This window comes from Lentzea sp. NPDC042327 (assembly GCF_040647275.1).
In the GTDB taxonomy this organism is placed as follows: domain Bacteria; phylum Actinomycetota; class Actinomycetes; order Mycobacteriales; family Pseudonocardiaceae; genus Lentzea.
The window spans coordinates 1-13,795 of the sequence record NZ_JBEZBX010000037.1 but is presented as its reverse complement, the minus strand read 5'-3'; the positions used below and the strand labels follow the sequence as shown (position 1 = coordinate 13,795).

General features: G+C 70.9%; 14 protein-coding genes. 7 read left to right on the top strand and 7 right to left on the bottom strand.

The window, feature by feature from the left end; translation table 11 throughout:
* Positions 1 to 52: 52 nt before the first annotated feature.
* Entirely contained in the window at positions 53 to 784 is a 732-nt protein-coding gene (locus AB0A63_RS40270) for a D-Ala-D-Ala carboxypeptidase family metallohydrolase (RefSeq protein ID WP_360402035.1), read from the bottom strand.
* Between the two features lie 299 nt (positions 785 to 1,083).
* Between AB0A63_RS40270 and AB0A63_RS40265 the strand changes: the two genes are divergently transcribed.
* The 4 genes from AB0A63_RS40265 to AB0A63_RS40250 all read left to right on the top strand — a co-directional run bounded on the left by AB0A63_RS40265 (position 1,084) and on the right by AB0A63_RS40250 (position 4,528).
* Positions 1,084 to 1,911, top strand: a complete 828-nt coding sequence (locus AB0A63_RS40265) for a CPBP family intramembrane glutamic endopeptidase (protein ID WP_360402032.1) — start codon at positions 1,084 to 1,086, stop codon at positions 1,909 to 1,911.
* Positions 1,908 to 3,053: a histidine kinase gene (locus AB0A63_RS40260; protein ID WP_360402029.1), complete on the top strand. Its 1,146-nt coding sequence runs from the start codon at positions 1,908 to 1,910 to the stop codon at positions 3,051 to 3,053. The genes AB0A63_RS40265 and AB0A63_RS40260 overlap by 4 nt, the downstream gene beginning before the upstream one ends.
* A complete protein-coding gene (locus AB0A63_RS40255; protein ID WP_360402026.1) occupies positions 3,050 to 3,697 on the top strand; it encodes a response regulator transcription factor in 648 nt (215 codons plus the stop codon). The genes AB0A63_RS40260 and AB0A63_RS40255 overlap by 4 nt, the downstream gene beginning before the upstream one ends.
* A gap of 174 nt (positions 3,698 to 3,871) precedes the next feature.
* Entirely contained in the window at positions 3,872 to 4,528 is a 657-nt protein-coding gene (locus AB0A63_RS40250) for a lytic polysaccharide monooxygenase (RefSeq protein ID WP_360402023.1), read from the top strand.
* An 86-nt stretch (positions 4,529 to 4,614) separates the two neighbouring features.
* On the opposite strand, the gene AB0A63_RS40245 is transcribed toward AB0A63_RS40250, so the two are convergent.
* Both AB0A63_RS40245 and AB0A63_RS40240 read right to left on the bottom strand, forming a co-directional pair.
* On the bottom strand, positions 4,615 to 5,871 hold the full coding sequence (locus AB0A63_RS40245) for a PHB depolymerase family esterase (RefSeq protein ID WP_360402020.1): 1,257 nt from the start codon (positions 5,869 to 5,871) through the stop codon (positions 4,615 to 4,617).
* A 175-nt stretch (positions 5,872 to 6,046) separates the two neighbouring features.
* Positions 6,047 to 6,454 (bottom strand): DUF3592 domain-containing protein, encoded by a 408-nt coding sequence (locus tag AB0A63_RS40240; RefSeq protein ID WP_360402017.1) that lies wholly within the window; start codon positions 6,452 to 6,454, stop codon positions 6,047 to 6,049.
* Between the two features lie 59 nt (positions 6,455 to 6,513).
* On the opposite strand from AB0A63_RS40240, the gene AB0A63_RS40235 reads away from it, so the two are divergent.
* Both AB0A63_RS40235 and AB0A63_RS40230 read left to right on the top strand, forming a co-directional pair.
* Entirely contained in the window at positions 6,514 to 6,714 is a 201-nt protein-coding gene (locus AB0A63_RS40235; RefSeq protein ID WP_360402014.1) for a hypothetical protein, read from the top strand.
* A 59-nt stretch (positions 6,715 to 6,773) separates the two neighbouring features.
* Entirely contained in the window at positions 6,774 to 7,739 is a 966-nt protein-coding gene (locus AB0A63_RS40230) for an SDR family NAD(P)-dependent oxidoreductase (RefSeq protein WP_360402011.1), read from the top strand.
* A 222-nt stretch (positions 7,740 to 7,961) separates the two neighbouring features.
* Here AB0A63_RS40230 and AB0A63_RS40225 read toward each other — a convergent pair whose 3' ends face one another.
* Genes AB0A63_RS40225 through AB0A63_RS40210 form a run of 4 tightly spaced genes read right to left on the bottom strand, consistent with a single transcriptional unit; the run spans position 7,962 to position 12,411 of the window.
* Positions 7,962 to 9,308, bottom strand: coding sequence for a GH1 family beta-glucosidase (locus tag AB0A63_RS40225; RefSeq protein WP_360402008.1), 1,347 nt, complete (start codon positions 9,306 to 9,308; stop codon positions 7,962 to 7,964).
* A 22-nt stretch (positions 9,309 to 9,330) separates the two neighbouring features.
* Positions 9,331 to 10,218, bottom strand: coding sequence for a carbohydrate ABC transporter permease (locus tag AB0A63_RS40220; protein WP_360402005.1), 888 nt, complete (start codon positions 10,216 to 10,218; stop codon positions 9,331 to 9,333).
* Between the two features lie 4 nt (positions 10,219 to 10,222).
* Positions 10,223 to 11,143 (bottom strand): sugar ABC transporter permease, encoded by a 921-nt coding sequence (locus AB0A63_RS40215; RefSeq protein ID WP_360402002.1) that lies wholly within the window; start codon positions 11,141 to 11,143, stop codon positions 10,223 to 10,225.
* Positions 11,144 to 11,154: 11 nt separating this feature from the next.
* Complete coding sequence (locus tag AB0A63_RS40210) at positions 11,155 to 12,411, bottom strand: extracellular solute-binding protein (protein ID WP_360401999.1); 1,257 nt, start codon at positions 12,409 to 12,411, stop codon at positions 11,155 to 11,157.
* A 234-nt stretch (positions 12,412 to 12,645) separates the two neighbouring features.
* On the opposite strand from AB0A63_RS40210, the gene AB0A63_RS40205 reads away from it, so the two are divergent.
* On the top strand, positions 12,646 to 13,677 hold the full coding sequence (locus tag AB0A63_RS40205; protein ID WP_360401996.1) for a LacI family DNA-binding transcriptional regulator: 1,032 nt from the start codon (positions 12,646 to 12,648) through the stop codon (positions 13,675 to 13,677).
* The last annotated feature ends 118 nt before the right edge of the window (positions 13,678 to 13,795 follow it).

Genomic DNA, 13,795 nt, shown 5'->3' with positions numbered 1-13,795 from the left:
GACGGCCGGTCGCGTGGTTATCTGCTCGCTCACCACCACGCGACCGGGAGGATCAGATGCCGCAGCTCGGTGCGGACCAGAAGCGGCTCGACTTGTGCGCGACGTGCACGTGGTCGTTGTGGCCGGTGTAGCCGGGGCCGAGGATCTCGTTGAAGCCGTGGTTGCGGGCCTGCTTGGCGAGGGCGCAGAAGCCCTGCGGGCCGGCGCCGAGGTCCACGGCGTCGCCGTAGAGGTGGCGGCTGCCCGAGGCGCCGCCGACGGCGTTGTTGCAGGAGACGCTGCGGAAGCCGCCGTTCACGTCGATGGGGCGGTCGCCCATGGCGTGGCGCATGGCCTGCAGCTTCCACATGGAGACCAGGGCGTTGGCCTTGGCGGTGGCAGCGGAGACGTTGCCGCCGGCCCAGGTGGAGTTGCAGTTGTTGAGCTCGTCGTAGGTGAAGTTGACCGGCGTGCAGTCGTTGTCCTGCAGGGCGTAGATCTTCGAGAAGGTGGCCGCGCCGGCGATGCCGTCGGCGCCGAGGCCGTAGGCCTGCTGGAAGCGGGTGACGGCGGCCTTGGTGGCGGGACCGAACTGGCCGTCGATGCCGAGCACGGCGCCGTAGCCGGGGTAGCCGGCGACCCTGATCTGCAGCTGGCGGACGTCCTCGCCCGACGCGCCCTGCGACAGGGTGCGGTTCCAGGTGTAGCAGGCGTCGGCCGCCTCCACGGGGGCCGCGGCCGCGACGGCGGGGGTGACGGCGCCGAGGAGCAGTGCGAGCAGCGGTAAGACCAAACGGAGTTTCATGGCAAGCGCTACCTTTCGATCACAGGGAGTGCAGCCTGTCGAGGGCCTGTCCGGTTTGTCAACGACCAACGAAGTGAACTCTTAGTTGGGTCAGGAGGAACCGCCGGACGGGCGGCAGCGCGTGCCGACGGGTGGGGGCGCTGTGCCGGGACCGCGCAAAGGCTCCACTGTGGAGGGCTGTCCCCCGTGCGAGCTACCCGCGGATGTCCACTGCGTGGTGACGATTTGCGGGGCTCGGGTCCCTAGCGTTCCCGGTAGCCGCGGCACGACGGCCGCGGACGGCTGGTGAGGGACGGGACATGCGACTGTTGGTGCAGTTCGGGGCGGTGGCGCTGGTCGCTTTCGCCGGGAGCGCGGTGGTCGGGCTGGCGGGGTGGAACACGCCGTTGACGCTGGTGTTCGGGCTGGTGGCGGCCGGGGTGGCGCTGTGGGTGTACGCGCTGGTGGTGCGGCGGACCGAACACCGGGTGGCGGACGAGGTCGCGCTCGCCGGGTCGGCGGGGGCGCTGGGCAGGGGAGTGGCGATCGGGCTCGGGATGTTCGGGGCGGTCATCCTGAACATCGCCCTGCTCGGCGGGTACGAGGTGCGCGGGTTCGGGTCCGCGTCGGGTGCGGTGGCGCTGCTGGGGTTCACGGCGGTCGCGGTGGTCGTGGAGGAGCTGCTGTTCCGCGGGGTGCTGTTCCGCATCGTCGAGCAGCGGCTCGGGACGTGGCTCTCGCTGGTGCTGACCGGGGTGGTGTTCGGGGCGGCGCACCTGTTCAACGAGCACGCCACCGTGTGGGGTGCGGTGGCCATCGCCGTGGAGGCCGGGTTCATGCTGGCCGCGGTCTACGCCGCCACGCGCACCCTGTGGGTGCCGATCGGGGTGCACTTCGGCTGGAACTACGCGCAGGGCGGCATCTTCAGCACCAGCGTCTCCGGCACGGACGCGCCGAAGGGGCTGCTGGACGGCGTCACGTCCGGGCCGTACCTGCTCAGCGGCGGTGACTTCGGGCCGGAGGCGAGTGCGTACTCGGTGCTGGGCGGGGTCGTGGTGACCGTCGTGTTCCTGTGGCTCGCGAAGCGGCGCGGGAACCTCGTGCCCCGTCGCCGGCGCGCGGTCACCGCGACTACGCTCGCCGCGTGATCAGCCTCCGCCGGGTCCCGGACCTGTGGCGCCGCTGGGACGTCACGGTCAGGGACGCCCCGCTGGCACTGGCGCTGGTGCTCGCCTCCTTCGTGCCCGCGCTGCACAACCGCGGCACGCACCTGGGTGACCTGCCGACCCGGCCGATGGACGCGCTGGCGCTGGTCGTGATCGCGGTGGAGTGCCTGCCGCTGGTCGTGCGCAGGCGGTGGCCGGTCATCTGCCTCGCGCTGGTGTGCGTGGGATTCGCCGCCGACCAGCTCCTCGGCTACCACGCCGTCGCCGGCACGGCGCTGCCGATCGCGCTGCTGAGCACCGGGCTGCACCTGCGCCGGTTCCGGCGCACCACAGCGGTTCTGGTGTCGGTGGCGTACGTGCCGCTGGCGGTCGCGCTCGACCGGGACGGGTCGCAGGAGGGCGTCGCCGGATTCGTCACGTTCTACCTGGCGCTCGCCCTGGCGTGGGGGATCGGGGCGTGGCTGCGGCTGGCGCAGGACGCGGAGGAGGAACGGCGGCGGCACGTCGCGGCCGAGACGCGGGTCGCGGAACGCACGCGGATCGCGCGCGAGCTGCACGACGTGGTGACCCACCACGTGACGGCGATGGTGGTGCAGGCGGAGGCGGCGCGGTACCTGACCGCCGCCCCCGAACGGCTGGAGCAGGCGCTGACCGCGATCACGGACACCGGCCGCCGGTCGATCGCGGACCTGCGGCAGCTGCTGGAGCTGCTGAACCCGGACCACGGCGGGGACGTGCGGGCGCCGTCGGTGGGCGACCTGGGCGCGCTCGTCGAGCAGACCCGGCAGGCCGGGCAGCCGGTGGAGTTCGTCGAGGAGGGCGCACCGGTGGCGGGCAGCGCGAAGGTGGTGGCGTACCGGGTGGTGCAGGAGGCGTTGACCAACGCCCTGAAGCACGCGCACGGCAACCGGACGACGGTGCACGTGCGGCACGGTGAGAGCGAGGTCGTGGTGGAGGTCGGAACGGACGGCGCGGGGCCGGCCGCCGCGGCACCGGGTGGCAGCGGGCGGGGGCTCGCCGGGCTGCGGGACCGGGTCGGCGTGCTCGGCGGCGAGTTCAGCGCGGGCCGCAGGGACGGCGGTTTCGTGGTGACCGCACGGATTCCGGCGGTGGTCCGCCCGTGACGCGCGTGCTGGTCTGCGACGACCAGGCGTTGATCCGCACCGGGTTCGCGACGATCATCGACGCGCAGCCCGACCTCCAGGTGGTCGGCGAGTGCGGGGACGGGCGGGCCGCGGTCGACCTGACCGCGCGGCTGAACCCGGACGTGGTCGTGATGGACGTCCGGATGCCCGTGCTCGACGGCATCGAGGCGACCCGGCTGCTCGCGGGCGCCGGCGTGGCCGGCCCGGCCAGGGTGCTGGTGGTGACGACGTTCAACCTCGACGAGTACGTCTACGAGGCGCTGCGGGCCGGCGCCAGCGGGTTCCTGCTCAAGGACGCCCCGCCGGCGCAGCTGCTGCACGGCATCCGCACGGTCGCGGCCGGTGCGGCGCTGCTCGCGCCCGAGGTGACCCGCCAGCTCGTCGGCCGCTACGCCGAACGGATCCGGCCGGTCGGCGGGCCCCGGGAGGTCCCGCTGACCGCGCGCGAGCTCGAGGTGCTGCGGCTGATCGCGGACGGCCTGTCGAACAGCGAGATCGCCGGCGCGCTGGTGATCAGCCACGAGACGGTCAAGACGTACGTGTCGCGCATCCTCACCAAGCTCGACCTCCGCGACCGGGTGCAGGCCGTGGTCTACGCGTTCCGGCACGGCCTGGTGGCGTAGCGCCTTTCCCGGGTGACTTTTCCACCGCCATGACCTGCACCGAGTCCGCTAATCACTGATCATCACGTAGTGTTTCCTTGTGATTTCGCAGAGTCATCGGTACGGTAAATGCTCTGGGAGCGCTCCCAATCCGCCGCCGCTGTTGATCGACCACCGGTTAATGGAGGCTCATACATGCGTACGCGCAGCACCTCCGGTTCCGTCACCCGACGGCGGGGCGCCATCGTGCTCATCGGCGTGCTGATCAGCACGTTCCTGTGGGCCCCGTCGGCTCAGGCGCACGGAACCATCATCAGTCCGGCCACTCGCGCCTACCAGTGCTGGCAGGCGTGGGGCAGCCAGCACACCAACCCCGCGATGCAGCAGCAGGACCCCATGTGCTGGCAGGCCTTCCAGGCCAACGCCGACACCATGTGGAACTGGATGAGCGCGCTGCGGGACGGGCTCGGAGGCAACTTCCAGGGCGCCACCCCGAACGGGCAGCTGTGCAGCAACGGGTTGGCACGCAACAACTCGCTGAACGTGCCCGGCCGCTGGCGGACCACCAACGTGAGCAGCAACTTCACGATGCACCTGTACGACCAGGCGAGCCACGGCGCCGACTACTTCCGCGTCTACGTGAGCAAGAACGGGTTCGACCCGACCACGCAGAGCCTGGGTTGGGGCAACCTCGACTTCATCACGCAGACCGGCCGGTTCGCCCCGGCGAAGGACATCAAGTTCAACGTCTCGACCTCCGGCTACCGGGGTCACCACGTCGTCTTCACCATCTGGCAGGCGTCCCACCTCGACCAGGCCTACATGTGGTGCAGTGACGTGAACTTCGGCTAGTCCGCAGCAGCGGGAGTGGAGGGGCCCGGCCCGGCGCGCGGTGCACGCCGGGGCCGCATCCGGGCCTTCCTCCGCCACCGCGCCGCTCAGCCGTTCGAGCAGCTGGAACCGTTGAGGGAGAACGAGGACGCCGCGGCGGCGTCACCGCTGTGGGTGGCCTGGAACCCGATCTCGACGGACCCGTTCGGTGCGATCACGGCGTTGTGGCTCACGTTGCGCGCCGTGACCTGGCCGCTCGTCGGCGAGTAGCCGGCGTTCCAGCCGCCGGCGATGTTCTGACCACCGGGCAGCGTGAAGGCGAGCGACCAGCCGTTGACCGCGGTGGTCCCGGTGTTGGTGATGGTGATCCGCTCGGTCAGGCCGTTGTTCCAGGCGGTGACGCTCGCCTTGACGGCACACGGTCCCGGCACCGGCGGGTTCGGGTCGCTGCCACCGGTGATGCCGAAGAACTCCAGCGCGACCGCGGCCATGCCGGCCGACGGCAGGCTGTGTCCCGCGCCCTGGATGCTGTACGCCTCGACCTTGTCCGAGAACCTGCTGCGGTTCCAGCCCGGTCGCGGCGTGTCGGTGGACGTCGGCGTCTGGCTCAGGCCGAACACGCTGGTCCACTGGTCGACCTCCTCCTGCAGCAACGAGTACGGCACGAGGTTGTCGGCGGTTCCGTGCCACAGCTGCATCTTCGGCCGCGGGCCGGTGTAGCCGGGGTAGGCCTGGCGGACGGCGTCACCCCACTGCTGCGGCGTGCGGTTCATGGTGCCGTTGGTGCACTTGCCGCCGGGCGGGTAGTCCGCGGCGTTGGCGAAGCAGTTGAACGGGACGCCCATGAACGCCGCGCCCGCCTTGAAGACGTCCGGGTACACCGCGAGCATGTGGTTGGTCATCATGCCGCCCGACGACGAACCGGTCGCGAACACCCGGTTCGGGTCCCCGCCGTAGCGCTGCTGGACGTAGGTCACCATCGACACGATCGACACCGGGTCGCTGCCGCCGCCGCGCCGCTTCGCCGCGTCCGACCAGGTGTCGAAGCACTTGCCGAACCCGGCTTCCTGCTGCGCGCTCGGGTAGATCACGACGTAGCCGTACCGGTCGGCGAGCGAGGCGAACTCGCTGCCGGAGTAGAAACCGGGACCCGAGCCGCCACAGCCGTGCATCGCGACGACGATCGCCGGTTTGGCCGGCCGGTTGTCCGGCACGTAGACGTGCATGCGCATCCCGCCGGGGTTGGCGCCGAAACCGGTCACCTCCACCAGCGACGCGGCGGACGCCGGGGACGCGAGCAGGAGCGCGGCTGTGGCGATCAGGGCGCTGACGAGCGCTGTGAACGTGGTGGCACGTGTGGTCATCGTCGACCTCCGGTCAGAGATTCGGGATCTCCCAGGAGGTTCCCGAAGGTATTCAGATCGGTGACGGTCGTCAAGATTGTGACCAACGAATGCGGTACGTCGTTCGACGAACAAGTCCGATGTGGACGGTGTGGTGCTCAAGGGGTCGGACCGCTCCAGGAGTCGTGCCCCCGGATCACGCGTGCCGGCGCGGCACCCACACGACCAGGTTCGCGAACAGCGCCCCGAGGACCACGACCCCGAGCATGCCGCCCACCACCCAGTGCGCCTGGTCGTTGTCGGCCAGCGCGGCGCTGACGACCCGGCCGTCGCGCAGGTCGTAACGGACCGTCACGCGATCGCCGGGGTTGCGGGCCGGGCCGTTCTCCGACAGCGTCGCGACCTGCCTCGTGCCGTCGGGCAACGGGTACTCGACCTTGACCGAGACGCTCTTGCCCGACTTCAGCCGTTCCTGGACGGTGCCCTCCGAGCCGGCCCACGACCGCTGCTCGGTCGCGGACTGGACGAGCAGCACCAGGCCCAGGACCGCACCGGCCAGCACGAGCCCGGACACCGCCCGGGCCGTGATCGACTTCTTCGCCACGACGCCTCCTTCCTCCACAAGATCGCCGGAGCGGCCCCGGACGTGACAGGCGGTCAGCGGTGCTCGCGGAACGGGTCGAGGCCTACCGCCCCGCGCTGACCGGCGAGCAGGCCGGGGTCGTCATCGACGTGCTCACCCGGACCGTGCTCAGCCACGCCGTGCAGCCCACCGGCGGCCCGGCGGCCACGGTCGACGGCCTGGCCTGGATGGCGTCGCGGGTGCTCGCCGAGCCCGCGCGCAAGCCGTTGCGCCACGGCTGACCGAACCGGACGGGCCCTGCGCACCGAACCACCACGGGACGGCAGCGGAGGAGGAACCGGTGAGCGGACTGCCCGGCGTGCTCGACAGCGCGATGGACCGGCTCGTGGTCCCCGGCTACTCGCGGTGGGGTTACCGGCTGCGCCGCGCCGGCTGGCCCGCGACCGACCCCGAACCCGGTGCGCTGCGCGGCGGGCTCGCCGTCGTGACCGGTGCGGGGACGGGACTGGGCAAGGCCACCGCGCTCGGGCTCGCCCGCCTCGGCGCCGCGGTCGTGCTCGTGGTGCGCGACGAGGTCAAGGGCAGGGCCGCGCGGGACGAGATCATCGCCGCCGTTCCCGGCGCCGTGGTCTTCGTGCGGCTGTGCGACGTGTCGAGCCTGGCCTCGGTGCGCCGGTTCGCGAGCGACCTGCTGGGCGAGTTCGACCGCGTGGACGTGCTGGTGCACAACGCCGGGACCATGCCGGCGAAGCGCACCACCAGCGTCGACGGCCACGAGCTGACGCTCGCCACGCACGTCCTCGGGCCGTTGCTGCTGACCGAGCTGCTCCGCTCGCTGCTGGTGTCCTCACCGGACGCGCGGGTCGTGTTCGTGTCCTCCGGCGGCATGTACACCCAGCGGCTGCGCGCGGGTGACCCCGAGTACCGCGACGGCGAGTACCGCGGCGCCACCGCGTACGCCCGGACCAAGCGGATGCAGGTGGCGCTCGTCCCCGTGCTGGCCGAGCGGTACCGGGCCGACGGCATCGGCGTGCACGGCATGCACCCCGGCTGGGCCGACACACCGGGGGTCGCGAGCTCGCTGCCCGGTTTCCACCGGCTGACCCGGCCGTTGCTGCGCACCGCGGAGGAGGGCGCGGACACCGTCGTGTGGCTGGCCGCGACCAGCCCGGTCCCGCGCACCGGCCGGTTCTGGCACGACCGGCGCGAGCGGACCACGCACTACCTGCCGACCACGGCCGAACGGCGTGCCGACATCGCCGCGTTCTGGGCCTACTGCACGAACGCCGCCGGCCTCATGCCGTGACGGCTCACCGGACCCCGGCCGGGCCGTTGCTCCCGCCGAGGTCGTCGCGCCGGCGCGGCACCGGACCCCGGCGCGGTCACGACCTGACCGCGCCTCGGGTGCGTCGGCGACAGTTCCAGCACGACCTGCGCGCGTCGGCCCCCTTGCGTGCGAGCCGGTCCACGACCTCGTCGAAGTACCGCGTGATCGCAGCCCGGAAGCCGGGTGTGCCGCCGGGCGCTCTCAGCCCCGCGCCCGTGCGACGAAGTCGCGGTACCAGTGGAAGCTGGCGCGCGGGGTCCGCTGCTGGGTCGCGTAGTCGACGTGGACCAGGCCGAACCGGTGCTTGTAGCCGTGCGCCCACTCGAAGTTGTCGAGCAGCGACCAGCAGAAGTAGCCGCGCAGGTCCACGCCGGCGGCCAGTGCCGCGGCGATGTGGCCCTCCAGGAACGCGATCCGGTCGGTGTCCTGGAGGTCCTCGGTGTCCGGGTAGACGCAGCCGTTCTCCGTCACGTAGATCGGCGGCAGCTGCGGGTGCCGGGCGCTGAGGTCGCTCAGCGCGGTCGTGATCCCGACCGGTTCGACCGGCCAGCCCATGCCGGTGCGCGGCACGTCCGGCAGCCGGGTCGTGTCGACGCCGATGTCGTGCGCGGTGCGCTTGGCCGGGTCGGGCTCGCGGTGCGGTGCGTCGGCGACGTGCAGCCGGTAGTAGTAGTTCAGGCCCACGTAGTCCAGCGGCTGCCCGATGACCGCCAGGTCGCCGTCGTGGCGGAACGAGAAGTCCGTGAGCTCGCCGTACATCGCCGTCATCTCCTCGGGGTAGGTGCCGCCGAAGAGCGGGTCGGTGAACTGGCGGCGCAGCAGCACGTCCTGCCGGGTGGCCGCGGCCACGTCGGCGGGCGAGTCGCTCACCGGCACGGTCGGCGACTGGTTGAGGACGATGCCGAACTCCTGGCCGGGCACGCCGTTGGCGCGCATGGCCTCCACCGCCAGACCGTGCCCCACCAGCAGGTGGTGGGCGGCGGCGAGGGCGCCGTGGCCCTCGCGGGCACCAGGTGCGTGCCGGCCCTCCGCGTAGCCCACGACCGACGAGCAGTACGGCTCGTTCAGCGTGGTCCACTTGCTGACGACGTCCGCGAGCGCGTCGTGCACGATCGCCGAGTAGTCGGCGAACCGCAGGGCCGTGTCGCGGACCCGCCAGCCGCCGCGGTCCTCCAGCGCCTGCGGCAGGTCCCAGTGGTAGAGCGTGACGAACGGTTCGATGCCGTTGTCCCGCAACGTGTCCACGAGCCTGCGGTAGAAGTCGAGGCCGCGCTGCTCGACGCGGCCGCGGCCCTCGGGCAGGATTCGCGACCACGACACCGAGAAGCGGTACGCGTCGACGCCGAGGTCGACGAGCAGGCGGACGTCCTCTGCCCACCGGTGGTAGTGGTCGGCGGCCACGTCACCGGTGTCACCGTTCGCGACGGCACCGGGTACCGCGGCGAAGGTGTCCCAGATGGACGGACCGCGGCCGTCGAGGGCCGCCGCTCCCTCGATCTGGTAGGCCGAGGTCGCCACGCCCCAGCGGAAGCCGGCCGGAAAGTTCACTGCTTGTCTCCTCTGCGAGGGGTCAGCCCTTGACGGCGCCCGACATGATGCCGCCGACGATCTGGCGGCCGAACAACAGGAACACGGCCAGCACGGGGACCGTGCCGATCGTGGCGGCGGTCAGCACGAGCGTGTAGTCCGTGGTGTAGCCACTGGCCAAGGTGGACAGCGCGGTCTGCACCGTCGGGTTCTCCGGCACCAGCACCACCAGCGGCCAGAAGAAGTCGTTCCACGCCTGCATGAACGTGAACAGCCCCAGCACCGCCGCCGCCGGGCGGGCCGCGGGCAGCGCGACGTGCCAGAACAGCCGCAGCGAGTGGCAGCCGTCCATCCGGCCGGCCTCCAGCAGCTCGTTCGGGATCGCGCGCTCGAAGTACTGGCGCATGAAGAACACGCCGAACGCGGTCACCAGGCCCGGCACGATCACCGCGTGGATCTCGCCCGCCCAGCCGAACTCGGCCATCATCATGTAGAGCGGGATGATGCCGAGCTCGGTCGGGATCGCCTGGGTGGCGATGATGAGCAGCAGCAACACGTTGCGGCCGCGGAACTTCAGCTTGGCGAACGCGAACCCGGCCAGCGTGGAGAACAGCACCACCGACACCGTGACCGTGCCGGCGACGATGATCGAGTTCATCAGCGCCAGCGCGAAGTCGGTGGTGTCGAAGACGCGGGCGATGTTCTCGAAGAGGTGGCCGCCGGGCACCAGGACCGGGGGCACGCTGTCGATCGCGTCCGGTGTCTGCGAGGACACCACGAACGACCAGTACACGGGGAAGGCCGACCCGGCGAGCACGGCGATCAGCGCGGCGTAGGTCCAGGGACCGGCCACGCGCCGGGCCAGCCGGCGGGCCCGCGCCGACGGCCCGGTGGGGCGCGCCGGTGCGGGACGCTCCAGCACAGCGGTCATGGGGTCACTCCGTCCGGATCCGCTTGGTCACCAGGTAACCGATCCCGGCGACGATGATCGTGGCGATGGCCAGCACGACCGCGATCGCCGAGCTGTAGCCGAAGTCGTAGTTCGTGAAACCCTGCTCGTACAGGTACAGCGCCGCGGTCTGGAACTGCCGGTCCGAGCCGCCGGTCGCGGCCGCCGCACCGGGGTTGAACAGCAGCGGCTCGGCGAGCAGGCGCATGTTGCCGGTGGTCGCGATGATCGTCGAGAAGATGATCTGCGGCCGCAGCAGCGGCACCGTGATCCGCCAGAACTGCTGCCGGCCGCTCGCGCCGTCCAGCGTGGCCGCCTCGTACAGCGACGACGGGATCGCCTGCATCGACGCCAGGAAGATCAGCGCGTGGTAGCCGGTCCACCGCCACACCACCATCACCGCGATCGCGATGTGCGAGGTGGCGGTGCCCGCCTGCCAGTCGACCTGACCGGCGCCCAGCAGCCCCAGCACCCAGTTGACCAGGCCGAAGTCCCGGCCGAACAGCTGCGCGAAGATGATCGTCACCGCCGCCACCGAGGTGATGTTCGGCAGGATCACGCCCATCCGGAACAGCGTGCGGGTGCGGACCTTGCGGTTGAGCAGCTGGGCGATGAACAACGCGAACAGGATCTGCGGCACGGTCGTGAGCAGCCACAGGCTGAGCGTGTTGCCCATGGAGTTCCAGAAGTACGGGTCGGCGAGCAGCTTGCCGTAGTTGTCGAACCAGACGACGTACGCGCCGCCCTCGTCGAGCAGGTTGCGGTGCTGCATCGACACCCAGACGGTGTAGAGCAGGGGGAACAGCCCGAAGACACCGAAGATCAGGAAGTACGGCGCCACGTACCCGTAGGGCGCGAACTTCGTGTCCCACCGGTGCCTTCTGGCCGTCCGGTCCATCGAGGTCATGGGTCAGCCCGTCACTTCTGGACGTCGCCGACGAACTGGCGCCAGGACTCCTCGCCGTTCTGCTTGCCCTGCTCGACGCGTTGCATCGCGTTGCCGATGGCGGTCTGGATGTCACCGGCCTTCGGGCCCTGGTACTGCGGGTTCAGCTTCTTCGCGGCGTCGGTGAAGAGCTTGCCGATCGGCGCGTCGTTGAAGTACGGGTTCTTGAAGTCGACGATCGACGGGTCGTCGTAGAGCTTCGGGATCGACGGCAGCAGCCCGGCGCTCTTGAACACCTTCGCCTGCTGCTCGGGCGCGGTCAGCCACGCGGCCAGCTCGACGGCCTTGTCGACGTTCTTGCCCGACTTCGGCACCGTGAGGTACGAGCCGCCCCAGTTGCCGCCACCGCCGGGAACGGACGTGACGTCCCACTTGCCCGCGGCCTCGGGACCGGCCTGGTCCTTGATCTTGGCCATCTGCCACGCGGGGCAGGTCACGGTCGCGAACTGGCCCTGCTTGAACCCGGTGTTCCAGACGGGGGTGGAGAAGAGCAGCTTCGAGGACAGACCCGAGTTCACGCCGTCGACGACGAGGTCCCAGGCGTCCTTGATTTCTTTGTTCTCACCCACGACGATCTTGTCGGACTTGTCGTAGTAGCCCACCGACGCCTGGCCGACGATCGCGTTGAGCACGGTCGGCCCGCCGTCGAACCACTTCACGCCCTCGGGCGCCTTCTCCTGGAACCTCTTGCCCGCGGCCATGAAGTCCTGCCAGGTCGGCCACAGCGCGGCGACCTGGTCGCGGTCGGCGGGAAGCCCGGCGTTCTGCAGCAGGTCGCGGCGGTAGCAGATCGCGAGGCCGCCGACGTCGGTGCCGTAGCCGATCTGCTTGCCGTCCTTGGACAGCGAGCCCTCCCACTTCCACGGCAGCCAGCGGTCCTTCAGCTGGTCACCGCCCTTGGTGTTGAGGTCGACGAACTTGTCCGGCGTGGCCTTGAACTGGTTGATGTAACCCGTGTCCACGGCCTCGATGTCCGCGGTGCCGCTGCTGGTGGCGAGGTGCGCGGCGAGGTTCTTGTGGTGGTCGGAGTAGGACGCCGTCCGGTCGGTGATCTCCACGTCCGGGTGCGCTGCCGCGTACTCCTTGAGCAGCTCGGCGTAACCGAAGTTGCCGAACAACCCGATGGACAGCTTGGTCTTGCCACCGCCCGCGGTGCTGCTGCCGCAACCGCTGAGCACCACGGCGGTCGCCAGCACGGCACAGCCGAGGGCGAGTGCTTTGGGGCGCATGTACAGGCCTCCGTCGAATTTTGGGCGCGCTGAAGAGAAAAGTGGTTCCGGTGCGGATGGGCCGACGATTGAGCGGAACTGCCGGCCGAAGAGGTGTGGCGCCTATGACAACGGGGTTACGCGGTGTACGTCAAGTAACGAGATGATAAACAGATCAACTCCTGCACCCGTTTGACTAGGAGAAGTGCTGCTCGTACGGTGATGTAACCGCTTACGGTGAAACGGAGGCCGACGATGCCGACCGGGCGTGAGATCGCCCAGCTCTGCGGTGTGTCCGTGGCGACGGTGTCGCGCGTCTTCAACCAGCCGGGAACGGTCAACGAGGACACGCGTGAACGCGTGCTGCGGGTCGCGAAGGAGCTCGGGTACCAGCCCAACGAGTCCGCGCGGGCGTTGTCGACGAAGCAGTCCACGATGATCGGGCTGGTCTGGGACACCGACCACCGCAGGCCCGGCTGGCGGCACCCGTACCTGCAGGACCTGCTGATCGGGCTGAAGTCGGCGCTCAGCGCGCACGGCTACCACCTGCTGATGCTCGCGACCAGCGGTGACGCCCGCGAGGTCGGCGCGTCGCTCGCGGACCCGGTGGGCTACGTGAACATGACCCGCCGCCACCACCTCGGCGGGCTGGTCCTGATCGACAGCGGGTCCGACGCCGAGGCGTTCGCCGCCTTCGCGCAGTCGGGTGTCCCGTGCGTGGCGCTGGACGTGGCCGTCGACGGTCCCAGGGCGACCTACGTGACGTCGGACAACGCGGGTGGCGCGCGGATGGCGACCGGTCACCTCGCCGGGCTCGGCCACACCCGGATCGCCACGATCACCGGTCCGCCCGGCAACCAGCCCTCGCGGGACCGGGTCGCGGGCTACCGCACGGCGTTGCAGGACGCCGGTCTGCCGGCGCGCGACGAGTACGTGGTCGCCGGCGACTTCTACCGCACCAGCGGAACGGTTGCGATGCAACGACTTCTGGCGCTCGACGACCCGCCGACGGCGGTGTTCGCGGCCAGTGACGAGATGGCGGTCGGCGCTCTGCTCGCCGCCCGCGCCGCCGGTCTGCGGGTGCCGCACGACCTGGCGATCGTCGGGTTCGACGACATCGAGGTCGCCGCGCTGGTCGAACCGGCGCTGACGACGGTCGCCCAGGACAAGCCGGGGTTCGGCGTCGCGGCGGCCAAGGCGATCCTCGCGATGATCACCGGCTCCGGCCGGGAGGACCCCGTGGTGCTGCCGACCCGCCTGGTGGTCAGGGAGTCCTGCGGTTCCTGAGGTCGTGCCCGCCGCGGCTCCCCCGGCGGGCCCCCCCCCCGCCAACCACCCGCCCACCGGCAGCGCCAGCGCCCGGCCCCCACCCCGGGGGTGGGTGTACCGGCCCGTGGGGTGGGCC

What these genes read in the sequence shown, in the direction of transcription:
- AB0A63_RS40210 (WP_360401999.1), bottom strand. Translation starts at nt 12,411, where the DNA reads ATGCGCCCCAAAGCACTCGCCCTCGGCTGTGCCGTGCTGGCGACCGCC.
- AB0A63_RS40245 (WP_360402020.1), bottom strand. Translation starts at nt 5,871, where the DNA reads ATGACCACACGTGCCACCACGTTCACAGCGCTCGTCAGCGCCCTGATC.
- AB0A63_RS40215 (WP_360402002.1), bottom strand. Translation starts at nt 11,143, where the DNA reads ATGACCTCGATGGACCGGACGGCCAGAAGGCACCGGTGGGACACGAAG.
- AB0A63_RS40250 (WP_360402023.1), top strand. Translation starts at nt 3,872, where the DNA reads ATGCGTACGCGCAGCACCTCCGGTTCCGTCACCCGACGGCGGGGCGCC.
- AB0A63_RS40205 (WP_360401996.1), top strand. Translation starts at nt 12,646, where the DNA reads ATGCCGACCGGGCGTGAGATCGCCCAGCTCTGCGGTGTGTCCGTGGCG.
- AB0A63_RS40220 (WP_360402005.1), bottom strand. Translation starts at nt 10,218, where the DNA reads ATGACCGCTGTGCTGGAGCGTCCCGCACCGGCGCGCCCCACCGGGCCG.
- AB0A63_RS40270 (WP_360402035.1), bottom strand. Translation starts at nt 784, where the DNA reads ATGAAACTCCGTTTGGTCTTACCGCTGCTCGCACTGCTCCTCGGCGCC.
- AB0A63_RS40265 (WP_360402032.1), top strand. Translation starts at nt 1,084, where the DNA reads ATGCGACTGTTGGTGCAGTTCGGGGCGGTGGCGCTGGTCGCTTTCGCC.